Genomic DNA, 23007 nt, shown 5'->3' on the forward strand with positions numbered 1-23007 from the left:
GGCCAGGGCGAGGGTGTCCAGCGGGCGGCCGACCAGGCTGACCACCTCGGTGGACTCCAGCGGCCAGCCGAGTCGGGCGCAGGCGTGGGAGACGGCGGAGGGGTGCGGCAGGACGCGCAGCCGCCCGGCGCCGACCGTCTCGGCGAGGGTGCGGCCGATGCCGTAGAACATCGGGTCGCCGCTGGCCAGGACGGCGACCCGGCGGTCCGCGTGCGCGGCGAACAGCCCGGGAACGGCCGGGCGCAGCGGGGACGGCCACGGGACGCGCTCGGCGGCGACCTCGTCGCGGGGGAGGAGGTCCAGCTGCCGGGGGCCGCCGACGACCACCTCGGCTGCCCGCAGGGCGGCCTGGCCGGCGGTGGAGAGGCCGGGCCAGCCGTCGGCCCCGATCCCGACGACGGTGATCGGGGGTGGCAGCTCGGGCACCGGGTGGCTCCTGTCGTTCGGCGGGCGCCGTGAGTAGAAAAAATAACTATCGGGGCAGCCTACCTGGCGGTATCCGGCCGCCCGTCTCCCGCCCGTCCCCCGCTACCGGTCCGCCCAGTCCCCCGAGTCGATCACCGCGGGCCGCTCCCGCAGTCGGCTTTCGACGACGGGCCCGGCGAAGTACACCCAGGCCTCCCGCAGCTCGCCCGCCGCCGTCCGCACCGGCAGCCGCCGCCGTACGTACAGGCCCGTCCCGTCCGCCCGGCAGTCCTCCAGCCGGTCCAGCGCCGCGAGCGCTCCGGCGTACGCGCCGGGCCGTACGGTGATCAGCTCGCCCACGATCCGGCGCCCGGGCGTCGCGTCCGGCACCGCGTACGGGTACCCGGGGCCGTCGTGCAGTGTGGCGCCGTCCAGCACGGCCGGGCGGATGTCGGCGCAGCGTTCGGCCAGGTGGGCGGCGTGGTTGCGGCCGCCGCTGCGCAGGGTGCCGTAGACGAAGAACGGCAGGGCCTCCTCGGACACGGGTTCGACCTCTCGGCTGGGGGAGCGCCCACGGTACGTCCTCGCGCCCGCGCCGCGATAGCGCCTCTTGCCTCGCGCGCCTCTTGCCTCGCGCGTCCCGTGCCCCGCGCGTCCGCCGGACGGTGGGCGTCAGGCGGCGTCCGGGGCGGTCCGTGCGTAGGTGAGGACGACGTTGCCGCGCTCGAAGACGCGGCTGTCGGTGAGCGTGAAGGCGCGGGGCCCGAACTCCGCGCGGAACAGCGGGATGCCCGATCCGACCACCACCGGGTACTGCTTGATGATCAACTCGTCGATCTCGGGCAGCAGCCGGCCGGCCAGGTCGGCGCCGCCGCAGAGCCAGATGCCGAGCCCGTCCTGCTGCTTCAGCCGGCGGACGAGGGCCACCGGGTCCTCCGCGGTGACCTCCACCGCCGGGTCCGGGCTGGTGCCGAGGGTGCGGGAGACCACGATCTGCCGCAGGTGGGCGTAGGGGCTGGTGAGGCCCACGGCCAGCCCCGGTGCGTAGGTGCCGCGGCCCATGACGACGGTGTCGAAGCGCTTGTTGGGTGCCTCCGCGATGCCGAACGCCGCGCGGCCGGGGGTGGGGATGGTCTCCGGGTACTCGGCGAAGAGCGTCGAGGTGTAGTCCTCGGTGAGGAACGGCGCGAAGAAGTCGAAGCTGTCGTCCGGGCCGGCGATGAAGCCGTCGATGGTGGTGCCGATGAAGTAGGTGAGCTTGCGCATGCAGGTCCTTTGGGGTCGGGAAGCGGCGCGGGCCGTGCGGCCCGCCGCCTAACCACTCCGACTATAGTACTCCAGTCGTAGTGGTTGCCAAGGTGTTTTCGGACCCGGGCACCCCGGCTCCCGAAAACCCCGCGAGAGAGAATCGACCCATGGTCCAGAACCCCGCCCGCCGCACCGCCCTCGCCGACGCCGCCATCGAGGTCCTCGCCCGCGAGGGCGCCCGCGGCCTCACCTTCCGCGCGGTCGACGTGCAGGCCGGCGTCCCCAACGGCACGGCCTCCAACTACTTCGCCAACCGCGACCACCTGCTCCACCAGACCGCCCGGCACATCCACCACCGGCTCACCCCGGACCCGGCCGTCATCGCCGACCTGCTGCGGGCCCCGCGTGACCGCGCTCTGGTCGCCGCCCTGATGCGCGACCTGATCCGCCGCATCTCCGCGGACCGGGCCGGCTACCTCGCGATGCTCGAACTGCGCCTGGAAGCCACCCGCCGCCCCGGCCTGCGGGCCCAGCTCACCGGCACCATCCGCGAGCAACTGGAGGCCAACGTCGCCTACCACCTCGACGGAGGACTGCCCGGCGACCGCGAGACCGTCCTCGTCCTCTACCTCGCGATGACCGGCCTGATCGTCGAACACCTCACCCTGCCCGAGGTGTTGGGCACCGACACCCTGCCCGCCCTGCTCGACACCATCGTCGAGCGAATCGTCCCCGCCACCTGACCCTGCCGGCCTCGCGTTTCGGCGGGCGAGGGGGCGGCTGTGCCGGAGGGGGTGTCAGAGGGTGTGCGGGGGCCTGCCCGTCCACCAGTTGCCGGGGGCGTCGGGGTCGCGGCTGGTCCAGAACTCGATGATCGCGCTGGTGAACTCGGCTGCGGAGAGGGTGCCGTCGCCGTCGCGGTCGAGGTGGCGGAAGGCCTCGTCGGCGTCGTCGCGGGAGAGGCCGGCGAAGTGGCCGCGCTGGAAGACGAAGAACTCGCCGGCGTCGACCGTTCCGCTGCGGTCGGTGTCGGCGACGGCGAGGAAGGCGTCGGCGAGTGCGCCGAAGCTGGTCCGCGCGGCCTCGGGGTCGTCGGAGAGGGCGCCGGTCGAGCGGACGAACTGTTCGCGGGTGATCGCCTCGGTGCCGGCGGGCAGGCGGGCCAGGTGCAGGTCGTGCCAGACCGTCAGGTAGGCGCGGACGATGACGGCCTCGGCCTCCGAGCCCTCCTGGTGGCCGAGCGAGCGGGCGACGGCGATGCCCATGAGGATGTGGTCCCGTTCGGTGAGGAGTCCGTCGCCGTCGGCGTCGAGGTGGTCGAACCCGTGGTTGATCTTTGCTGTGAGCAGGTCGTCCGACAATGTGCCCCCTCGGTTGGCGATCACTACGACACGTCGCCAGCACGCTAGTGCCTGGAGTCGCGCTCGCGCAGCCGAACGACGGGCGAACGGCCACACGAGCGCGACTCAAGGGCGAGGTTGCTAGCCGTCCTGGTGCTCGGCCCAGACGTACGCCTCGGGGAGCAGGTCGAGGACGGGCAGGGCGAGCAGTTCCGTCCCCCGCTTGACGATGATCTCGACCGTCGGGAAGTAGTCGAGCAGCACCTGCCGGCAGCGGCCGCACGGCGGCACGACGCCCCGGCCCCGGTCGCCGACCGCGACGACCGTGGTGAGGTCGTACGCGCCCTGGCCGGCGGCCGCGCCGATGAGGACGAGCTCCGCGCACGGGCCGCCGGTGAAGTGGTAGGCGTTCAAGGCCGTGACGATCCGCCCGTCGGCGTTGCGTCCGGCGGCCGCGACGGTGTGGTTGTCGCCCCGGGAGAAGCGCTGGGCCACCGCCCGGGCGGCCTCGACGAGCTCCTGGTCGACGGCTGCGCGGTCTCCTACGGGGTCGGATTGATCGCTGGCGGACATATTCGCTGGGACTCCTTGATCGCACATGACAGGCTTCGAGCATGGACCGACCGCCCCTGATCGTGCCAACGCTTTGCGCGGGCCCCTTCACCCTTCGCCCCTGGCGCCTCACCGACCTCGCCGTGGTCCGGGAGGCGGGCACCGACCCGTACATCCCGCTGGTCACCACCGTCCCGGCCGCCTCCGCCGGGTACGACGACGGGGCCGATCGGGCGTTCGTCGAACGGCAGTGGGCGAGGGCGGCGGACGGCACCGGTTACTCCTTCACCGTGGCGTCGCGGCCGGACGACCGGGCCGTCGGCTTCGTCGGGCTGTTCCCGCAGGCCGACGGCAGGGCCTCCGTCGGTTACTGGACGGCCCCCTCGGCGCGCGGGCGCGCGGTGGCCGGGCACGCGCTGCGGACGGTCGCGGCCTGGGCGCTGGACGACCTCGGCCTCGCCCGGCTGGAGCTGTACATCGAACCCTGGAACGCCGCGTCCCTCCGGACCGCCGAGCGGACCGGCTTCCGGCACGAGGGCCTGCTGCGCAGCCACCGCACCGTCGGCGACGAGCGCCGCGACATGCACCTCTACGCACTCCTCCCCACCGACCCCCGCGAGGCCACGCCCGGCCCCTGTGAGGCCACCGACCCCCGTGAGGCCACGCCCGACCGCACGGCCACGGCCAGTCCCCGCGAGGACCGGTCCCAGGATTAGTGCACCGCCGCCAGCAGTTCCCGGGTGTACTCGGTGTGCGGCGCGCTGAACAGGCGGTCGCGGTCGGTGGACTCGACCAGTCGGCCCCGGTGCATCACGGCCACCCGGTCGCAGAAGTGCCGCACCACGGCGAGGTCGTGCGAGACGAACAGGAAGGCGACGCCGAGGCGTTCGCGCAGCTCCATCAGCAGGTTGAGCACCTGCGCCTGGACCGAGACGTCGAGGGCCGACACCGGTTCGTCCGCGATGATCAGGCGCGGCTGCGGGGCGAGGGCCCGAGCGATGCCGATCCGCTGGCGCTGTCCGCCGGAGAACTCGTGCGGGTAGCGGTCCAGGTGGGCGGCGGGCAGCCCGACCTGGTCCAGCAGTTCGGCCGAGCGCTCCCGCCGCTGGGCCGCGTCGAGTGAGGTGTGCAGGCGCAGCGGGGTGTCGAGGGTCTGGGCGACGGTGCGGCGCGGGTTGAGGGAGGCGTACGGGTCCTGGAAGACCAGCTGGATCTCCCGGCTGAGCCGGCGCCGCAGCTCCCGGCTCGGGCGGGTGACGTCCTGGCCGTCGTACAGGACCGTTCCCGAGGTGGGCTGTTGGAGGCCGGCCAGGACGCGGGCGGTGGTGGACTTGCCGGAGCCGGACTCGCCGACCAGTCCGAGCGTCTCGCCGGGGGCGATCCGCAGTCCTACGCCCTCCACTGCCCGGACGGGCTCGGCGCGCAGGCTGGGAAGGCGGCGCCGCCCGGGGAAGTGGACGGCGAGGTCCGCCACCTCGACGAGCCAGCGCTCGGGGTGCCCGACCGTCCGGGGCGCGAATTCGGCGGTGGGTGACGGATCGTCAACTGTCGGCAACGGTGAGCCGGGTACGGAGTCGAGGGTGAGCGCCGCCCCGACCAGTGCGCGGGTGTACGGCTCGCGCGGCGCGGCCAGCAGCTCGACGGTCGGCGCGGACTCGACCTCGACGCCGCCGCGCAGCACGAGCGTGCGGTCCGTCGTCCCGGCGACCACGCCGAGGTCGTGGCTGACCAGCAGCACCGCCGTGCCGTGCTCGCGCTGCAACTCGCCGAGCAGGTCGAGGACTTGCCGCTGCACCCGGGAGTCCAGGGCGGTGGTGGGCTCGTCGGCGATCAGCACCTGCGGGTCGTTCATCAGTGCCATGGCGATCATCACCCGCTGGCGCATCCCGCCGGAGAACTGGTGCGGGAAGTCGCGCACCCGGGCGGCCGGGATGCCGACCCGGTCGAGCATCGCGGCGGCCCGTCGGCGGGCCTCGGCGCGGCCGGCGCCGGGGTGGTGCAGCCGGTACATCTCGGCGAGTTGGGCGCCGACGCCGTGGAAGGGGCTGAGCGAGGTGAGCGCGTCCTGGAAGACCAGCGCGGCCCGGCCGCCCCGGACCGGGCGCAGCGTGGACTCCGTCGCGCCCACCAACTCCTGCCCGCCCAGCCGGATCGAGCCGGTGACGGTGGTGGTGCGCGGGTCGTGCAGGCCGAGGACGGCGAGGCCGGTGGCCGACTTGCCGGAGCCCGACTCGCCGACCAGGCCGAGGACTTCACCGGCGGCGAGGTCGAAGGAGAGCCCCCGGACGGCGGTCACGGGCGTCCCGCCGCGCGGGTCGGCGAAGGTGACGGTCAGATCGCGAACGCTCAGCACGGGCTCTGCGGAGGGCGCGGCACCAGGCCCAGGAGCGGCCTCCGACACGGCTCCGGGCGCGGCTCCGGGCACGCCCCCGGACACGGATTCAACAGTGGACGTCATCGAACGGCTCCAGTCAGCTCAGGCGGATTCGCGGGTCGAGCCAGGCCACCACCAGGTCGGCCAGCGCGACGAACAGCACCACGAAGCAGGCGGCCAGCAGCACCGCGCCGACCACCGCGGGCAGGTCCTGCCCGGACACCGCCTGGGCGGCGAACCGCCCGACCCCGTTCAGCCCGAACACCGTCTCGGTGATGACCGCCCCGCCGAGCAGCACCCCGGCCTCCAGGCCGAGCAGTTGCACCAGCGGTCCGGCGGCGCCGCGCGAGGTGTACTTGAGGTGGGCGCGCAGCCGGCCGAGGCCCTTGCCGCGCGCCGTGCGGACGTACTCCTCGTTCATCGTCTCCAGCAGCTGGGAGCGTGAAAGCCGGGCGAACACGGCGGAGTTGACGAAGCCGAGGACGAGCCAGGGGAGCAGCAGCCCGCCCGCCCAGGCCGCGAGGTCCTCGGTCGGCGGGGTGTAGGAGGGCAGTGGCAGCAGGCCGGTGGAGTAGACCAGTGCCCACTGGGCGACGTATCCGAGGAAGTAGATCTGCACGCTGGCGCCGACGAGGGTGAAGCCGGAGAGCAGCCGGTCGGTGCGGCCGCCGTGCCGCAGCGCGGAGACGAACCCGGTGCCGAGGCCGAGCACCAGCAGGACGGCGAGGGCGCCGGCGGTGAGCGAGAAGGTGACCGGCAGGTGGTCGGCCAGGGCCTCGGTGACGGGCTGGTGCAGCCGGTAGGAGTAGCCGAGGCAGGGCGCGTCGCAGTGGATGACCGAGCCGTCCACGTCGCTGATGTCGCGCCCGGCGACGACCCCGGTGAGGTAGTCGGTGTACTGGGTGAGCAGCGGCTGGTCCAGGCCCATGCTCTGGCGCACCGCCGCGACTTGGCCGCTGTCGCAGCGCGGGCCGCAGGCGGCGCGGGCCGGGTCGGCGGGCGCGGCGTAGAAGAGGGCGAAGGCGGCGGCGGAGACCGCGACCAGGACGGCGAGGGCCTGGAGGGTCCGCCGCAGGGCGAAGGAGAGCATGGCCGGTCCGGGGTCGACGGGACGGGGAGACGTACGCGAGGGCTACGTGGAGCACACGGGGAGTGCAGGACTTCAGGGGCCCGCCCCCGCACCGACCGGCGCGGGGGCGGGTACGGCGGTCAGGACTTCAGGTACAGCCACGCCAGGCTGACCGTGCCGTAGATGGGGTGGATGAACGCCCCGCCGACGTTGGAGCCGCGTACCTGGTTGACGTTCGCGTAGACGAACGGCAGCACCGGGACGTCCTGCATCACGGTCTTCTCCAGCGCGTACAGCTCCTTGGCCTTGGCGCGCGGCTCGCCGATCTGGTTGATCCGGTCGATCTCCTTGTCCACCGCCGGGTTGCGGTAGCGCGCGGAGTTGAGGTCGCTGCCGGCGCGGCCGTCGAAGGAGAACGGGATCAGCGTGGACGGGGTCGGCCAGTCGACGGAGGAGGTCTCCTCGAACAGGTCGTACGGGGAGTCGGCGCGGTGCACCTCGTCCAGGAACGCCTTGGGGTCGATCGGCTTGGGCACGATGGTGATGCCCGACTTGGCGAAGCCGTCCACCAGCACCTGCGCGGTGCGCTGTCCGTCCGGGGTGTTCTTGTACCCGTAGGTCAGGCTGGTCGGCGCCTGCTTGGCCTTGGCGAGCGCGGCCTTGGCGGCCTCCGGGTCGCCTTCGGGCTTGACCGGGTAGAGGTCGTACTTCTCCCAGTCGATCAGCGCCGGCGAGCTGAGCGTGCTGGCGAGTTCGCCGATCCGGGAGCCGCCCTGGACCTGGCGGGCCTGCTGGCGGGGGTATCCGAGGTGCAGGGCCTTGCGGACCTCGACGTCCGGCACCCGCTCGTTGTTGATCACCAGCTGGGTGACGAAGGCGCCCTGGCGCCCGGAGACGACCAGGTCCTTGGCCTTCGGGTCGGTGTCGGCGGTCTGGTACAGCTCGGGGGAGAGCACGTCGGAGGCGGTGGTGGCGCTGGCGCCGCCGTCGCGCCCGGACAGGATCTCCTGGTTGATGTTGAGCGCCTCCTTGCCGAACGTGAAGACGAACTTGTCCGGGTACTGGCTGCGGATCGGGTCGGTCTCGGCCTTCCAGGCGGGGTTGCGCTCCAGCACCATGCGGGTGTTCTGGACGTGCTCGACGATCCGGTAGGGGCCGGTGGCGAACGGCTGCCGGTCGTAGTCCGTCCCGGTGTCCTTGTCCCGGCGCACCGGCGAGGACGAGGACTGCGCGGCCATGTACGGGACGTCGGCCTGCGGCTGCGGGAAGTGGAAGACGAGGGTGTGCTCGTCGGGCGTCTCGATCGCGGCCAGGTCGCCGTCCTGCGGGCCGGCGTACTTGGCGCGCGCCGCCTCGTAGCTGGCCTCGCCGGTGAGCCACTGCGGCCAGTACGGCGGGCCGACCTCGTAGCCCTTGCCGAAGCTGCGCTCGATGCCGTACTTGACGTCCTGGGAGGTGATCGGCTTGCCGTCCTCCCAGGCCACGCCGTCCTTGAGCCGGTACGTCCAGGTGCGCCCGCCGTCGCCGGAGGTGCCGGTGTCGGTCGCCAGGTCGCCGACCAACTTGGCCTTTCCGTCGACGACCTGATACTGCGTCAGCTGGCGGCCCCAGAGCAGCGAGGCGTTGTACGTCGCGCCCGCGTAGACCTTCTGCGGGTCGAGGTGGCGGAACTCGACGCTGTTGTACACGTTCACGGTGCCGCCCACGCGGGCGCCGGCGACGGCGGGGGCCGGGCCGGCGCTCTCCTTCTCGCCGCCGAGCGCGGCGGTCAGCGGGGACGTCTCCTTGGCGGCCGCCCCGGCGGGCGCCGGGCCGGTGCCCGCGCCGGCCGAGCAGGCGGTCGCCAGCAGGGCGGTGGCGACGACGGCGAGGGACGGTCTGGTCCAGCGCATGGCGAATCTCTCCTTGCCCCGGGAGTCGGGGCGGGTCGGGGCGGGCTTGGGGTGATGGACGGAGGAGGACGGGGGCTCAGCGGGCGGCGCGCGGGTCCAGCGCGTCCCGGACGGCATCGCCGAGCAGGTTGAAGGCGAGCACGAAGAGCAGCAGGGCGACACCGGGGAAGACCATGTAGGTCGGATCGGCCTGGAAGACCTCGGAGCCGCGGGAGATCATCCGCCCCCAGTCCGGGATCGGCTCCGTGATGCCGACGCCGAGGAAGGACAGCACCGCTTCGGAGGCGACGAAGGTCGGTACCGCCATGGTGGCGTGCACCAGCAGCTGCGAGCGGACGTTCGGCAGCAGTTCGTGGACGACGACATGGAATCGGCCGGCGCCCTGGGCCCGGGCGGACTGCACGAAATCCCTTTCCCGGAGCGACCGCACGGTGGCCCGCAGGGAAAGCGCGAGCGGAATCCAGCCGAACGCGGAGAAGACCAGGATCAGCACCAGGAACTGCATCCACTCCGGTTCCGCGGCGCCCGGATCGACCAGCCGGGACTGGATGACGGGGCTCAGCGCGAGGAGCAGGAGCAGGGTCGGAAAGGCCAGCAGCACGTTGGCCAGGAAGCCGAACAGCCGGTCGGCGATCCCGCCGAGGTAGCCGACCGCGACCCCGGCCAGCACGCCGAGCGTGGTGGTCACGGCGGCGGAGGCGAAGGCGATCAGCAGCGAGGTGCGGATGCCGTAGAGCAGCTGGGTCAGGACGTCCCGGCCGAGCCCCGGCTCCAGGCCGAACCAGAAGTCGCCCGAGATGCCGCCGTTCGGCAGGACGGGCAGGCCGCTGTCGCTGAGCAGGCCGGGGGAGTTCTGGCCGTAGTGCTCGACCGGGTTCTTCCCGTACAGGGCGGCGATCAGCGGGGCGGCGAGGGCGAGCAGCAGGAAGAGCAGGACGACGGCGAGGGCGGCGGCGCCGACCCGGTCGCGCAGGAGCCGGCCGAGCAGCCTCGGCGCGGCGGGTGCGGGGACGGAGCCCGCTGCTGTTTCGACCACGGCCATGAGAGGCGTACTCCCCGAATTCTCCGCCGCCCTGTGGGTGAGGGTGCGCTGGTGTGCATTTCCGAACCGGCCCCCGGGGGTTTCCCGTCGGCTGTTCGAGCGCCATCAGACCGGATGCGCGGGGAGGTCCGCAAATCACCTCCGGCGGTTTTCCCCGGCATTGTTTCGGCGCGTATTGCGGCTTCATTCGGCGTCATTGCGCCGCAATACCGGCGTTGCAGAAGAACGGACATCGAGGGGCGAAACGGGCGTGCCGTCCCGAATCCTGAGATCTCCGCCACATCCCCCCGGGCATTGGTACGATCCCGGGGAGCCGCGACTGGCGCGCACGGATGGAACCGACCATCGGGAAGCGGCTCCGTGCACCCGCACGACAGTTGCCGAGCGCCTGGGCCGTCCGTACTCGTCCGTGCACCACGAGGAGACCGCCTTGGCCACCCCGCACACCCCTCATGCCGTTGAGGCCGCCCAGGCCCCGCACACCGCCGCCGGCGCGGCCGCCGACACCGCCTTCCGCAGCGCCCTCGACGTGGTCGCCGGCGTGGAGCCGCGGATCGCCGCCGCCATCGGCCAGGAGCTGGAGGACCAGCGCGCCTCGCTCAAGCTGATCGCCAGCGAGAACTACGCCTCCCCGGCCGTCCTGCTCGCCATGGGCAACTGGCTCAGCGACAAGTACGCCGAGGGCACCGCGGGCCGGCGCTTCTACGCGGGCTGCCGCAACGTCGACACCGTCGAGACCATCGCCGCCGAGCACGCCCGCGCCCTGTTCGGCGCCGACCACGCCTACGTCCAGCCGCACTCCGGCATCGACGCCAACCTCACCGCCTTCTGGGCCGTCCTCTCCCAGCGGGTGGAGAGCCCGGCGCTGGAGCGGGCCAAGGTCCGGGGCGTCAACGACCTCACCGAGCAGGACTGGGCGCAGCTGCGCCAGTCGCTCGGCAACCAGCGGATGCTCGGCATGTCCCTGGACGCCGGGGGCCACCTCACCCACGGCTTCCGACCCAACATCTCGGGCAAGATGTTCGACCAGCGCAGCTACGGCACCGACCCGGCCACCGGCCTGATCGACTACGACGCGCTGCGCGAGACCGCCCGGGAGTTCCGCCCGCTGATCCTGGTCGCCGGCTACTCCGCCTACCCGCGACTGGTCGACTTCCGGCGGATGCGCGAGATCGCGGACGAGGTCGGCGCGACCCTCATGGTCGACATGGCGCACTTCGCCGGCCTCGTCGCGGGCAAGGTGCTGACCGGCGACCACGACCCCGTCCAGCACGCCCAGATCGTCACCACGACCACCCACAAGTCGCTGCGCGGCCCGCGCGGCGGCATGGTGCTGTGCGACACCGAACTGGCCGAACACGTCGACCGCGGCTGCCCGTTGGTGCTCGGCGGACCGCTCTCGCACGTCATGGCCGCCAAGGCGGTCGCCTTCGCCGAGGCCCGCCGACCCGAGTTCCAGACCTACGCCCACGCCGTCGTGGACAACGCCCGGGCGCTCGCCGAGGGCCTGCTGCGCCGCGGCGGCCGGCTGGTCACCGGCGGCACCGACAACCACCTCGTCCTCGCCGACGTCTCCGGCTACGGCCTGACGGGCCGTCAGGCGGAGGCTGCGCTGCTGGACTCGGGCGTCGTCACCAACCGCAACTCCGTCCCGCAGGACCCGAACGGCGCCTGGTACACCTCGGGCGTGCGCCTCGGCACCCCGGCCCTCACCACCCGCGGCCTCGGCACCGCCGAGATGGACGAGATCGCCGCCCTGATCGACACCGTCCTGCGCGCCACCACCCCGACCACCACCGCGGGCGGCGCCCCCTCCAAGGCCCAGTACCGCCTCGACGACGCCGTGCGCGACGGCGTCGCCAAGCGCGCCACCGACCTCCTCGCCCCCTTCCCCCTCTACCCGGGCGTCGACCTCACCTGACCGGCCGCACCTGACCGGCCGCACCTGACCGGCCGCACCTGGCCGGCCCCGCCTGGCCGGCCCCGTCCAACCGCCCTCGATGCCCGAACCCCCGGGCCCGCCGCCCCACTTGCGGCGGGCCCGGAGCCGGCGCCGAGGCCGGCACCCCGCTCGGTACCGAGGTCAGTACTGCAGCGACTTGTACTGGAGGAACTCCTCCAGCCCGTGGCGGCCCAGTTCGCGGCCGAGGCCGGAGCTCTTGTAGCCGCCGAACGGGGCGAGCGGGTTGAAGCGGCCGCCGTTGAGGTCGACCTGGCCGGTGTCGAGGCGGCGGGCGAAGGCGGCGGCGGTGTCGGTGTCCGCGGCCCAGACGCCGCCGGCCAGGCCGTACTCGGTGTCGTTGGCGAGTTCGGCGGCGTGGTCCTCGTCCCGGTAGGGGAGGACCACCAGGACGGGGCCGAACACCTCCTCCCGGGCGATCGCCATGTCCCCCGTGACGTCGGCGAGCACGGTCGGGTGGACGTAGAAGCCGGTGGGCAGGCCCGGGACGGGCTCCGCGCCGCCGACGACCAGCCGGGCGCCCGCGGCGAGCGCGCCCTCGACGTAACCGCGCACCCGGGCCAGCTGCTCGGCGTTGACCAGCGGGCCGATCCGGGTCTGCGGGTCGGTCGGATCGCCCGGGGCGTACTTGGCGGCGGCCTTCGCGGCCGTCGTGACGGCCTCCTCGTACTGGTCCTGGTGCACCAGCAGGCGGGTCCACGCGCTGCACGTCTGGCCCGAGTTGGCGAACACGTTGGCGATGTTGACGTTGACCGCCCGGGTCAGGTCCGCGCCCGGCAGCACCACGTTGGCGGACTTGCCGCCGAGTTCCAGGGCGACCCGCTTCAGACCCCGGCCGGCCGTCTCGGCGACCTGCCGGCCGACGGCGGTGGATCCGGTGAACGAGACCACGTCCACGCCCGGATGGGCGGCGAGCGCCGCACCCGCCACCGCGCCCGTGCCGGTCACCAGGTTGAACGCGCCTGCGGGGAAGCCCGCCTCGTGCACCAGCCGGGCGAACAGCCGGGCCACCAGCGGGGTGTCCTCGGCGGGCTTGAGGACCACCGGGCAGCCGGCCGCCAGGGCCGGGACGACCTTGGCGACGATCTGGTGCAGCGGGTAGTTCCACGGCGTGATCGCCGCGACCACCCCGGCGGGCTCGGCGAGCACCACCGAGTTGCCGATCCGTTCCTCGAAGGGGTGCTCGGCGAGCAGTGTCAGGTAGGAGGTCGCCACGGTCAGCGGCGCTCCGGCGTGCACGGCGGCGGCGAAGCCGACCGGGGCGCCGAGTTCGGCGACCACGGTGGCGGTGATCTCCTCCTGCGCGGCGGCGATTTTGTCCCGCAGCCGGGTCAGCAGGGCGAGCCGGTCCGCGCGGGCGGTCGTCGCCCAGCCGCGGGCCGCCCGGCGGGCCGCGGCGACCGCGGCGTCGACGTCGGCCGGCCCGCCGGCCGGCACGGTGGCGAGCACCTGCTCGGTCGCCGGATTCAGCACCTCGATCGACCCGGCGTCGTCCAGGGAGGGCCGCCAGGCGCCGTCGATGTACTGGTCGCCGTACTCCGCGTGCTGCTGCACCGAGTGTCCTCTCATCCGGTCGGCCGATTGACCAACAGCGCTAGTCAAAGGGCCAGTCAAGGCGGCCCGGTCGGCCGCGCGCAAGAGCCAATCCGGTCCGGTGGGCCGGCGGGTTACCCCGGGGCGAACCGCGCGGTGTACTCGTCGAACGGCTCGGTCCCCGCGCCCGCGCCCCGTTCGTCCGACCGCTCAAGGGCCTCGCACGGCCACGGCACCGGGCGGCCGCCCGCCCACCGTCCTCGTCACCGCCTCCGCCACCGCCGTCAGCTCCACCGCCCGCCGCCGGGCGTCCAGTTGACGATCCGCGCGCGGCGCGACCGGCCGGCCGTGGTCCGCCGTCGCGGGACACCGGACGAACCGTCCCGAAGGCTCCGCGTTCACCCTCCGACAGCGAAACGACGGTCCGCGAAAATCATTGCGCGAAAAGCTCCTCACGCCTGCGGGCACCGCTGTAGATTGCAGCGAACTCAGCGGTGAAGCACTACTGTTGCCAGTGGTTCGTAGTGGTGCACATGGTCCGGGACCAGCGCGTCCCACGGTCGGGCGGGGGTTTCCACCGGGCTGAGGTCTGGCTCAAATCCGCAGGTCATCCGTACCGCATAAGGAGCATCCCGTGACCGATGCCGCGTTGAAGGACGAGTCGCAGCGGCCTGCCGAACCAGCCGTGCTGGAGGACGTTCCGGGCTGGTTCTGGGACCATGACCGGCACTCGTTCGACTGGTTCATGGGACGGCAGGAGAAGACCGGGGTCACCGGCGACCTGCTGGAGATGGGCGCGTACCTGGGCCGCAGCGCGATCGTGATCGGCGAGCACCTCCAGCCCGGCGAGTCCTTCACCGTCTGTGACCTCTTCGACTCGGACGCGCCGGACGACGAGAACGCGGCCGAGATGGACACCTCCTACCGGAAGTCGCTGACCCGCTCGGCCTTCGAGGTCAACTACCTCGCCTTCCACGAGGAACTGCCGGAGATAATCCAGGCCCCGACCTCAGCCCTGGCCGGCGGGCGGATCGCGGCGGGCACGTTCCGCTTCATCCACATCGACGCCTCGCACCTGTACGAGCACGTCGTGGGCGACCTCCAGGTGGCCCGGGTCGCGCTCCAGGACCAGGGTGTCGTCGTCCTGGACGACTACCGCTCGCAGCACACCCCGGGCGTGGCCGCCGCGACCTGGGGCGCGGTCTTCAACCACGGGCTCAAGCCGATCATGTTGACCGAGTGCAAGTTCTACGGCACCTGGGGGGATCCGGAGCCGTTCCAGCGCGACCTGCTCGACCGGGTGGACCTCGCCTCCGGCTGTTACCTCAGCTCCGAGACCTTGAACGGGCAGCAGGTGCTCCGGATGACCGGCGACTCGGACGGGATCGGCGCGTTCCGCCCCTCCCGCCACCACCGGCGGCTGGCCGCCGAGGCGGCCCGGGACGAGGCCTCGCAGTCCCGCCGGGCGGTCCAGGAGGAGGCCGCCCGCGACCTCGCCGCCCGCCGGGCCCGCGCCGCCGAACTGCGCCGCCCGGCCAATGTCGCCAAGCGCGCCGCCCGCGACCTGCTGCCCCCGGTCGTCACCTCCGTCATCCGCCGCGCCCGCCGCGGCTGACGGCCGCCCGCCGACGGCCGACGGGTCCGACTGTCACCCGATACTCGGCCCCGCCCTGTCCCGCCCCGCCAACGCCGAAGGGCCGGTCGACGAACTCGACCGGCCCCTCGGTGTTGCGCGCTCCCTCAGGCCCGCGAGGCCTCCCGCGGCTCCTGGCCGGAGCCCGCGGAGCCCGCAGAGCCGTCGGAGCCCTCGGCGGCCGCGGCCTCCTCGGCCAGCTCGCGCCGGACGGCGGCCAGGGACGGGTTGGCCCAGGCGCTGGCGACGCCCCAGTGGTAGAAGGCCAGTGCGATGGCCGCGACGACCAGCAGGTCCCAGCCCTCGGGCAGGTAGCCCTGGCCGCCGAAGTCGGTGCTGCCGGCCCAGGAGACGCCGGCCATCACGAACAGGTACGCGACCATCCAGGCGCCCGCCTTCAGGTGCGGCTTCAGCTCGGCCCACGGCTTGCGCAGCTCGTACCAGGCCCAGATCGGCAGACCGGCGGCCATCAGCAGGATGACCTTGCCGGTGAGCGGCCAGCGGGCCCAGTACAGGACCAGCGAGCCGAACACCATCGCCACGGGCGCGATGACCGGCATGGCCCGCAGCCGGACCGGCCGGGGCAGGTCCGGCGCGAGGCGGCGCAGCGCCATCACGGCGACCGGGCCGGTGACGTACGAGATCACGGTGGCGACCGAGACGATCTCGGCCAGCGAGCCCCAGCCGCGGAAGACCGCGAGGAACAGGAAGGCGACCACCAGGTTGAGCACCAGGGCCGGGCGCGGGATGCCGGTCTTGGCGTCGACCTTGCCGAAGATCTTCGGCAGGTGGCCGTTCTCCTGCACGCCGTGGATCATGCGCGAGGTGGTGGCGGCGTAGATCATGCCGGTGCCGCTGGGGGAGACGAAGGCGTCCGCGTACAGCAGCAGGGCGAGCCAGTTGAGGCCCCAGACCATCGCGAGGTCGGCGAGCGGCGAGGTGTAGGCGAGGCTGCTCCAGCCGTGCGACAGGTCGGCGGCCGGGATGGCACCGATGAAGGCGATCTGCAGCGCGACGTAGATCACCAGGGCGATCAGGATCGAGCCGATGACGGCCTTGGGCAGCGACTTGCCGGGGTTGCGGGCCTCGCCGGCCAGGTTGAGCGGGGACTGGAAGCCGTTGAAGGCCCAGACGATGCCGGACACCGCGACGGCGGTGAACACGGCGCTCCAGCCGTTCGGCGCGAAGCCGCCGTGGTCGGTGAAGTGGGCGGTGTCGAAGTGGGCGAACAGCAGCGCGCCGGCGGTCAGGGTCGGGACGATGACCTTGAAGACGGTGATCGCCGTGTTGGTCTTGGCGAACATCGTGATGGCGAACCAGTTGAGGATGAAGTAGCCGACCAGCAGCACGCTGGCCAGTGCTACCCCGCTCAGGGTGAGTTCCTTGCCGTTGTACAGCCCCTGTGCCCAGCCGAAGTGCCAGGAGCTCATGTACTGGACGGAGGCGGTGGCCTCGCCGGGGATGACCGAGACGATGGCGATCCAGTTGGCCCAGGCGGCGAGGTAGCCGGCCAGCGAGCCGTGCGAGTACTGGCCGTACCGGACCATGCCGCCGGCCTTGGGGAACATCGACCCGAGCTCGCTGTAGGTGAGCGCGATGGTCAGTGCCACGGCGGCCCCGATCACCCAGGCCAGGATCGACGCGGGGCCGGCCAGCCGGGCGGCGCGCTCGGCGCCGAACAGCCACCCGGATCCGATGATCGATCCGAGCCCCACGGCGGTGAGGCTGATGGTGCCGAGCGATCGCCGGTAGTTCTGATGTGATGCCGTCGGAGACTCTGGCTCACTCAACGTATCGGTCCTCTCGCTCGGGATTTCATCGGGTGGTGTCGTGGTTTTTACGCTGGTTTCCGGACAAACGGAGACAGCCTATGGGGCCAAAACGGGCGAATACCTCAAGGGAAGCTCAAACTGTCCGATCGTTGCCATCTCGTGTCCGCTTTCCGGGTCACGACAGCCGCAGAAGTCGCCTGGGTCACAGCGGTTGCGGGGGTCGCGAGCGCCGCAGTGGCCACCCGGTCCGCACGGAGAACCCGAGAGAACCTGCGAGAACCCGAGAGGACCCGGAAGAACCCGTGGATGGCGACGGCACGTCGGGAAAAAGAAATTCCCCGCGGGTTCCTTTCGGATCCCACGGGGAATTCGGTTGTGTCCGAGGGGGGACTTGAACCCCCACGCCCGATAAAGGGCACTAGCACCTCAAGCTAGCGCGTCTGCCATTCCGCCACCCGGACAGGGTGTGTGCTTCGGGGTTTTTCTCGCCCCCTCGGCGACAGAGAGAACATTACCAGGGTTCTGGAGTGCTTCTCACCTGCGTTTCCCCGGGTGGGGGGATGTCCGGGTCGGTCGGGGTGGTCGGGCTGGCTGGGATGGGTCGCCACGGTGCGCGAACCCCGGCCGAAGCGGTGGCGAGCGCGAAGGAAACGGTCGACCCCGGCGGCGGCCGCGGTCCGTTCCGGCCGGAAGCGGTCCGACACGGGCAAGTTGTCGACGGTGCCACGGTCCCGGCGGTGCCTCTCCTAGCCTCTGTGGATCGAGGGCGCCATGAGCGGAACGCCTGATTCCCGGGTCGCGGACACTCCCGGGTCGCGGACGAAGGGCGGCTGGACGTGGAGCAGATCAGCGGGGCGGCGAAGGCCGAGCCGAGACGTGCCGGACCGGAGCGCGTACCCGCCGAGCCGAGACGCACCGGGCCGGAACGCACCGGGCCGGAACGCGCACCCGCCGGACCGGTCGAGGGCGTGTGGCGCTTCCCGGTGCCGGCCGAGGAGGCCTCGGTGCCGCTGACCCGGCACGCGGTCCGTGACCGCCTGCTGGCCCAGGGGATGGCCGGGGTGCGCTACCAGGAGCTGGTGGACGACGTGCTGCTGATCGTCTCGGAGCTGGTGAGCAACGCGGTGACGCACGCGGCGAAGCTGTCGCCGGAGGTGACGACCGAGCTGGCGGTCCGCCGGGGCTGGGTCCGGGTGTCGGTCGAGGACGGTGACCCGTACCGGCCGAAGGCGCTGGAGAGCGACACCGGGCGGACCGGTGGCCGCGGCCTGCTGCTGGTGAAGAGCGTGACGTTGCAGGCCGGCGGGGTGTGCGACGTGGAGCGGACGGGGGAGGGCGGCAAGGTCATCTGGGCCTCGCTGCCCGTCCCTCCGGAGACCGACGACTGAGCGCCGCGGGCCCGCCGACCGGTCCCGCCCGCCTACCAGTCCCGCCCGGCGATCTCCCGGATCCCCGGCAGCGCCGCCTCGAAGACCGTCTCGAACCACACCGAGAACGGCCGTTCGGCGCGCAGTTCCCGCAGTTCCTGCGCGGTCACGAAGGCGTAGTCGTCGACCTCGTCGGGGTTGGGCTCGACGGGCGCGGTCACCAGCCCGACGAACAGGTGGTTCCACTCCCGCTCGATCAGCCCGGTGGCCTCGTCCGGCAGGTCGTAACGGACCGTACCCGCCTCGCAGAGCAGCGCCGGCGCGATGCCGAGCTCCTCGGCGGTGCGGCGGGCGGCGGCGACGAACGGGGGCTCGTCCGGGTACGGGTGGCCGCAGCAGGTGTTCGACCAGACGCCGGGGGAGTGGTACTTGCCGAGTGCCCGCCGCTGGAGCAGCAGCCGCCCCTGGCGGTCGAAGAGGAAGACCGAGAACGCGCGGTGCAGCCGGCCGGGCTGCTGGTGTGCCCAGTGCTTCTCGGCGGTGCCGGTGGTGACGCCCTCGTCGTCGACCAGTTCCAGCAGGATCTCGGGACCGGCGCCGGCGGTCCCGGTCGAGGCCCCCGGGGCGACCGTCACGTCCGTCTCGACGTCGAGACCGGTGTCGATCTCGGAGTCGAAGTGTGTCGGGTTGGTCGGCAGGCTCTGGGGCATGGGGCCTCTTTCGGGAGGGGGGAGCAACGGAAGCATCGGGGTACGTCCGGTACACCGGGTGCAGCGGACGCAGCGGGGGCACCGGCGCCGGCGTCGGGCTCCAGTCTGCCGTATGGGTGGCGGTGGGGACGGGTCCCACGCACAACCGGGCGGATCATGACCGTCCGCAGGTCGATTCCGGGCACAGATGGGTCCAAGTCGCTCCCGGAAGGGTCATCGGAATAGCAGAATTGTTCGGCATTCGTTCGAGTCGCGTTCGATCACCGCTTCGCCCCCTCGTTCGATCATCGCCTCGCCCCCGCGTTCGATCACCGCTTCGCCACCCTCCCGTCACCTCGCGGCCCCCGGCCGCGTTCGGGTCGGCCGCCCGGGTCGCCTACCATCGCTTACGGCACGGTGCCCGCACTCGCGGCGGCACCGGCGCGCCGATTCGCGGCCCGGCCGGACGGAAAGCCGGTGCCCCGGCACCCCGCGCGCACCGCCCCGCGCACCGCACGACGGATCAGGAGACCCCGCATGATCGGCCTCGTTCTGGCAGCCGGCGCCGGCCGCCGGCTGCGCCCGTACACCGACACCCTGCCCAAGGCGCTGGTGCCGGTCGACGGGGAGCGGACCGTGCTGGACCTCACCCTCGGCAACTTCGCCGAGGTCGGCATCCGCGAGGCCGCGATCGTCGTCGGCTACCGCAAGGAGGCGGTGTACGACCGCAAGGACGCCCTGGAGAGCAAGTACGGCGTCAAGCTCCACCTGGTCGAGAACGACAAGGCCGAGGAGTGGAACAACGCGTACTCGCTCTGGTGCGCCCGCGAGCTCTTCGCCGAGGGCCTACTGCTGGCCAACGGCGACACCGTGCACCCGGCGTCCGTGCAGCGCACCATGCTGGAGGGCAACCAGCGCCTCGTGGAGGCCGGCACCGCCCCCGGCATCCTGCTGGCCCTCGACACGGTGAAGAAGCTCGCCGACGAGGAGATGAAGGTCGTCGTCGACCCGGCCGCCGGCATGCGCCGCATCACCAAGCTGATGGACCCGACCGAGGCCACCGGCGAGTACATCGGCGTCACCGTGATCAACCCCGCCGCCGCCGCCGACCTGACCGACGCGCTGCGCGCCACCTACGAGCGCGACCCGCAGCTGTACTACGAGGACGGCTACCAGGAGATGGTCAACCGCGGCCTGCGGATCGACGTGCAGCCGATCGGCGAGGTCTCCTGGGTCGAGGTCGACAACCACGACGACCTGGCGAAGGCGCGGGAGATCGCGTGCCAGTACTGACCCGGCTGGTTCCGTCGCCGCTGTTCGTCGAGGTCCGCCCGGGCGCGCTGGACGCGCTCGGCGGCATCCTCGCCGACCAGCGGCTGTCCGCCTCGGGCCGGATCGCGGTGGCGATCAGCAACGGCTCGGGCGCGGCGATGCGCCGGCGCCTGGAGCCGGCCCTGCCCGGCGCCGACTGGTACAACGTCGACGACGGCAGCCTGGACAGCGCGGTGCGCCTGGCCGAGTCGGTGCGCGGCGGACACTACGACGCGATGGTCGGCCTCGGCGGTGGCAAGATCATCGACGCCGCCAAGTACGCCGCCGCCCGGGTCGGCCTGCCGTTGGTCGCGGTCGCCACCAACCTGGCCCACGACGGCATCTGTTCGCCGGTCTCCACGCTCGACAACGACGCCGGCCGCGGCTCCTACGGGGTGCCCAGCCCGATCGGCATCATCGTCGACCTGGACGTGATCCGGCAGGCCCCGCCGCGCTTCGTGGCAGCCGGCATCGGCGACGTGGTCTCCAACATCTCCGCCTGCGCGGACTGGGAGTTGTCGCACGCGGTCACCGGCGAGCCGGTGGACGGACTGGCCGTGGCGATGGCCCGCTCGGCCGGCGAGAACCTGCTGCGGCACCCAGGTAACACTCAGGATCAGGACCTCCTCACGGCCCTCGCGGAAGCCCTGGTACTGTCCGGCATCGCGATGAACATCGCGGGCAGCACCCGGCCTTCCTCGGGTGCCTGCCACGAGATCTCGCATGCTCTGGACGTGCTGTACCCCAAGCGTTCCGCCCAGCACGGCGAACAGGTCGGCCTCGGCGCCGCGTTCGCCAGCTTCCTGCGGGGCGAGCGCGAGCTGACCGGTCTGATCGTGGAGCGCCTGGCGAGCCACGGGCTGCCGGTGACCGCAGCTCAGATCGGTTTCACCGAGGCGGAGTTCACCGACGCGGTGCACTACGCTCCGAACACCCGCCCGGGGCGCTTCACCATCCTTGAGCACCTCGACCTCTCCCCCTCAGCAATCAGGGACGCGTACGCCGACTATGTCCAAGCCGTCAACAGCTGACCCCTCCACCACGGGCGCCGAGCGGCCCCCGGTGGACCTGACCCGCCGGCCCTCGATCGAGGAACTGCGCGCGGTGATCCACCCGGAGGGCATGCTCCAGCGCCGCAGCGCCGAGCACTGGGCCGGGCGCCTGTACATGCGGCGGATCTCGCTGCGGATCACCCGCGTGCTCTCCACCGTGACGGCGATCACGCCGAACGGCCTGACGTACCTGATGATGTTCACCGGCGTCCTGGCCGGCGTCGCGCTGGTCGTACCGGGCATCGCGGGCGCGGTCCTGGGGGCCCTGCTGATCCAGGTCTACCTGCTGCTGGACTGCGTGGACGGCGAGGTGGCCCGCTGGCGCCGGCAGACCTCGCTCACCGGCGTCTACCTGGACCGGGTCGGCCACTACATGTCCGAGGCGGCCCTGCTCACCGGGCTGGGCCTGCGCGCCACCGACCTGCTGCACCGCGAGGGCGGCGGCTCGCACTGGGAGTGGGCGTTCCTGGGCACGCTGGCCGCGCTCGGCGCGATCCTGATCAAGTCCGAGACGGACCTGGTGGACGTGGCCCGGGCCCGCAGCGGCCTGACGGCGGTCGAGGACAGCGCCGCGGTGCCGCGCTCGTCCTCGGTGGCCAAGGCCCGCCGGGCGGCCTCCTTCCTGAAGTTCCACCGCCTGGTCGGCGCGGTCGAGGCCTCGCTGCTGATCCTCGCGGCCGGGATCGCCGACGCCGTCCACGGCGGGCTGTTCTTCACCCGGATCGCGGTGGTCGCGCTGGCGGCGATCGCCATGCTGCAGACCGTGCTGCACCTGCTGAGCATCGTCCTCTCCAGCAGGCTGCGATGAGCGCCCCGACCAGCGCGGAGAGCTTCCGCCTCGGAGCCGTCATCATCACCATGGGCAACCGCCCCGAGGAACTGGCCGCCCTGATCGACTCGGTGCGCGCCCAGGAGGGCGGGGCGGTCGAGCTGGCCGTGGTGGGCCAGGGCGCCGAGCTGCCGCCGCTGCCGGAGGGCGTGCGCAGCGTCGAGCTGCCGGAGAACCTCGGCATCCCGGGCGGGCGCAACGTCGGCATCGAGCTGTTCGGCCGCGACGGCCGGGACGTGGACGCCGTCCTCTTCCTGGACGACGACGGGCACCTGCCGCGCACCGACTCGGCCCGCCTGCTGCGCGAGGCCTTCACCGCCGACCCGGAGCTGGGCATCGTGGCCTTCCGGATCGCCGACCCCGACACCGGCGTGACCCAGCGCCGGCACGTCCCCCGGCTGCGCGCCAGCGACCCGCTGCGCTCGTCCCGGGTGACCACCTTCCTGGGCGGCGCGACTGCCGTGCGCTGCGCGGTGTTCGAGCAGGCCGGGCAGCTGCCCGCGGAGTTCTTCTACGCCCACGAGGAGACCGACCTCGCGTGGCGCGCGGCGGACGCCGGCTGGGCCATCGACTACCGCGCGGACGTGGTGCTGCACCACCCGACGACCTCGCCCGCGCGGCACGCCACCTACTTCCACAACATTGCCCGTAACAGGGTTTGGCTCGCCAGACGGAACCTTCCGGCCCTGTTGGTGCCTCTCTATCTGGGAACCTGGTTCCTGCTGACCCTGGCCCGCCGCCCCTCCTCGGAGGCGCTGAAGGCTTGGTGGGGCGGGTTCCGGGCGGGCTGGCGCGAACCCTGCGGTCCGCGGCGGCCCATGCGATGGCGTACCGTTTGGCGATTGACCAGGCTGGGCCGGCCACCGGTCATCTGATCGAATGATCGATCGCTGCGGCCGGTGACCACACACCGGCCGGACTCTCCCCGTGATCCAGTGG

21 protein-coding genes, 1 tRNA gene and 1 riboswitch are annotated in these 23007 nt (G+C 72.5%); of the genes, 9 read left to right on the forward strand and 13 right to left on the reverse strand.

Annotation, left to right across the window (positions count from 1 at the left end; translation table 11 throughout):
- The 3 genes from cbiE to ACFWPT_RS28460 all read right to left on the reverse strand — a co-directional run.
- Positions 1-426 (reverse strand): precorrin-6y C5,15-methyltransferase (decarboxylating) subunit CbiE (cbiE, locus tag ACFWPT_RS28450; protein WP_380485255.1); only part of this gene is annotated, 426 nt, incomplete at its 3' end.
- A 102-nt stretch (positions 427-528) separates the two neighbouring features.
- Positions 529-948 (reverse strand): gamma-glutamylcyclotransferase family protein, encoded by a 420-nt coding sequence (locus ACFWPT_RS28455; protein ID WP_380485257.1) that lies wholly within the window; start codon positions 946-948, stop codon positions 529-531.
- Positions 949-1077: 129 nt separating this feature from the next.
- The gene (locus ACFWPT_RS28460) at positions 1078-1671 is read right to left on the reverse strand and encodes a dihydrofolate reductase family protein (protein ID WP_380485259.1); all 594 of its coding nucleotides are present in this window, start codon (positions 1669-1671) and stop codon (positions 1078-1080) included.
- Between the two features lie 149 nt (positions 1672-1820).
- Between ACFWPT_RS28460 and ACFWPT_RS28465 the strand changes: the two genes are divergently transcribed.
- Positions 1821-2396: a TetR family transcriptional regulator gene (locus tag ACFWPT_RS28465; RefSeq protein ID WP_363367271.1), complete on the forward strand. Its 576-nt coding sequence runs from the start codon at positions 1821-1823 to the stop codon at positions 2394-2396.
- 54 nt (positions 2397-2450) lie between these two features.
- Here ACFWPT_RS28465 and ACFWPT_RS28470 read toward each other — a convergent pair whose 3' ends face one another.
- Positions 2451-3014, reverse strand: coding sequence for an EF-hand domain-containing protein (locus ACFWPT_RS28470; protein WP_380485261.1), 564 nt, complete (start codon positions 3012-3014; stop codon positions 2451-2453).
- 120 nt (positions 3015-3134) lie between these two features.
- Entirely contained in the window at positions 3135-3566 is a 432-nt protein-coding gene (locus ACFWPT_RS28475; protein WP_380342319.1) for a cytidine deaminase family protein, read from the reverse strand.
- A gap of 41 nt (positions 3567-3607) precedes the next feature.
- Between ACFWPT_RS28475 and ACFWPT_RS28480 the strand changes: the two genes are divergently transcribed.
- Positions 3608-4261: a GNAT family N-acetyltransferase gene (locus tag ACFWPT_RS28480; RefSeq protein WP_380485263.1), complete on the forward strand. Its 654-nt coding sequence runs from the start codon at positions 3608-3610 to the stop codon at positions 4259-4261.
- Here ACFWPT_RS28480 and ACFWPT_RS28485 read toward each other — a convergent pair.
- From ACFWPT_RS28485 to ACFWPT_RS28500, 4 genes are all read right to left on the reverse strand, one after another.
- Positions 4258-5898 (reverse strand): dipeptide ABC transporter ATP-binding protein, encoded by a 1641-nt coding sequence (locus ACFWPT_RS28485; protein WP_380485265.1) that lies wholly within the window; start codon positions 5896-5898, stop codon positions 4258-4260. The two genes, ACFWPT_RS28480 and ACFWPT_RS28485, sit on opposite strands and share 4 nt — an antisense overlap.
- A 118-nt stretch (positions 5899-6016) precedes the next feature.
- Positions 6017-7009, reverse strand: a complete 993-nt coding sequence (locus tag ACFWPT_RS28490) for an ABC transporter permease (RefSeq protein ID WP_063350084.1) — start codon at positions 7007-7009, stop codon at positions 6017-6019.
- A 119-nt stretch (positions 7010-7128) separates the two neighbouring features.
- Positions 7129-8880: an ABC transporter substrate-binding protein gene (locus ACFWPT_RS28495; RefSeq protein WP_380342312.1), complete on the reverse strand. Its 1752-nt coding sequence runs from the start codon at positions 8878-8880 to the stop codon at positions 7129-7131.
- Between the two features lie 76 nt (positions 8881-8956).
- A complete protein-coding gene (locus ACFWPT_RS28500) occupies positions 8957-9922 on the reverse strand; it encodes an ABC transporter permease (protein ID WP_363367281.1) in 966 nt (321 codons plus the stop codon).
- Between the two features lie 305 nt (positions 9923-10227).
- Positions 10228-10323, forward strand: a riboswitch (ZMP/ZTP riboswitch).
- 29 nt (positions 10324-10352) lie between these two features.
- Here ACFWPT_RS28500 and ACFWPT_RS28505 point away from each other — a divergent pair.
- Positions 10353-11843 (forward strand): glycine hydroxymethyltransferase, encoded by a 1491-nt coding sequence (locus ACFWPT_RS28505; RefSeq protein ID WP_380342309.1) that lies wholly within the window; start codon positions 10353-10355, stop codon positions 11841-11843.
- A 162-nt stretch (positions 11844-12005) separates the two neighbouring features.
- Here the strand turns inward: ACFWPT_RS28505 and ACFWPT_RS28510 are convergent, their stop codons facing one another.
- Positions 12006-13436: an aldehyde dehydrogenase family protein gene (locus ACFWPT_RS28510; RefSeq protein WP_380485268.1), complete on the reverse strand. Its 1431-nt coding sequence runs from the start codon at positions 13434-13436 to the stop codon at positions 12006-12008.
- A gap of 613 nt (positions 13437-14049) precedes the next feature.
- Here ACFWPT_RS28510 and ACFWPT_RS28515 point away from each other — a divergent pair.
- On the forward strand, positions 14050-15030 hold the full coding sequence (locus ACFWPT_RS28515; protein WP_380373820.1) for a class I SAM-dependent methyltransferase: 981 nt from the start codon (positions 14050-14052) through the stop codon (positions 15028-15030).
- Between the two features lie 125 nt (positions 15031-15155).
- Here the strand turns inward: ACFWPT_RS28515 and ACFWPT_RS28520 are convergent, their stop codons facing one another.
- Together ACFWPT_RS28520 and ACFWPT_RS28525 are read right to left on the reverse strand one after the other, a co-directional pair.
- On the reverse strand, positions 15156-16838 hold the full coding sequence (locus ACFWPT_RS28520) for an APC family permease (RefSeq protein ID WP_380429400.1): 1683 nt from the start codon (positions 16836-16838) through the stop codon (positions 15156-15158).
- 358 nt (positions 16839-17196) lie between these two features.
- A tRNA-Leu gene (locus ACFWPT_RS28525) sits at positions 17197-17281 on the reverse strand.
- Between the two features lie 384 nt (positions 17282-17665).
- Between ACFWPT_RS28525 and ACFWPT_RS28530 the strand changes: the two genes are divergently transcribed.
- Positions 17666-18208: an ATP-binding protein gene (locus tag ACFWPT_RS28530; RefSeq protein ID WP_380485295.1), complete on the forward strand. Its 543-nt coding sequence runs from the start codon at positions 17666-17668 to the stop codon at positions 18206-18208.
- Positions 18209-18240: 32 nt separating this feature from the next.
- On the opposite strand, the gene idi is transcribed toward ACFWPT_RS28530, so the two are convergent.
- The gene (idi, locus tag ACFWPT_RS28535) at positions 18241-18897 is read right to left on the reverse strand and encodes an isopentenyl-diphosphate Delta-isomerase (protein WP_079136034.1); all 657 of its coding nucleotides are present in this window, start codon (positions 18895-18897) and stop codon (positions 18241-18243) included.
- Positions 18898-19413: 516 nt separating this feature from the next.
- Here idi and ACFWPT_RS28540 point away from each other — a divergent pair.
- The 4 genes from ACFWPT_RS28540 (at position 19414) to ACFWPT_RS28555 (ending at position 22943) form a co-directional block, all read left to right on the forward strand.
- Positions 19414-20169, forward strand: a complete 756-nt coding sequence (locus tag ACFWPT_RS28540) for a sugar phosphate nucleotidyltransferase (protein WP_380485270.1) — start codon at positions 19414-19416, stop codon at positions 20167-20169.
- Positions 20157-21218: an iron-containing alcohol dehydrogenase family protein gene (locus tag ACFWPT_RS28545; protein WP_063350092.1), complete on the forward strand. Its 1062-nt coding sequence runs from the start codon at positions 20157-20159 to the stop codon at positions 21216-21218. The genes ACFWPT_RS28540 and ACFWPT_RS28545 overlap by 13 nt, the downstream gene beginning before the upstream one ends.
- 91 nt (positions 21219-21309) lie before the next feature.
- Positions 21310-22047, forward strand: coding sequence for a CDP-alcohol phosphatidyltransferase family protein (locus ACFWPT_RS28550; RefSeq protein ID WP_063351558.1), 738 nt, complete (start codon positions 21310-21312; stop codon positions 22045-22047).
- Positions 22044-22943 carry a glycosyltransferase family 2 protein gene (locus tag ACFWPT_RS28555; protein WP_380485272.1) on the forward strand — a complete coding sequence of 300 codons (900 nt, stop codon included), beginning with the start codon at positions 22044-22046 and terminating at the stop codon, positions 22941-22943. Before ACFWPT_RS28550 ends, ACFWPT_RS28555 begins: the two co-directional genes overlap by 4 nt.
- Positions 22944-23007 lie beyond the last annotated feature (64 nt).

The organism is Kitasatospora sp. NPDC058478, assembly GCF_042720345.1.
GTDB lineage: Bacteria > Actinomycetota > Actinomycetes > Streptomycetales > Streptomycetaceae > Kitasatospora.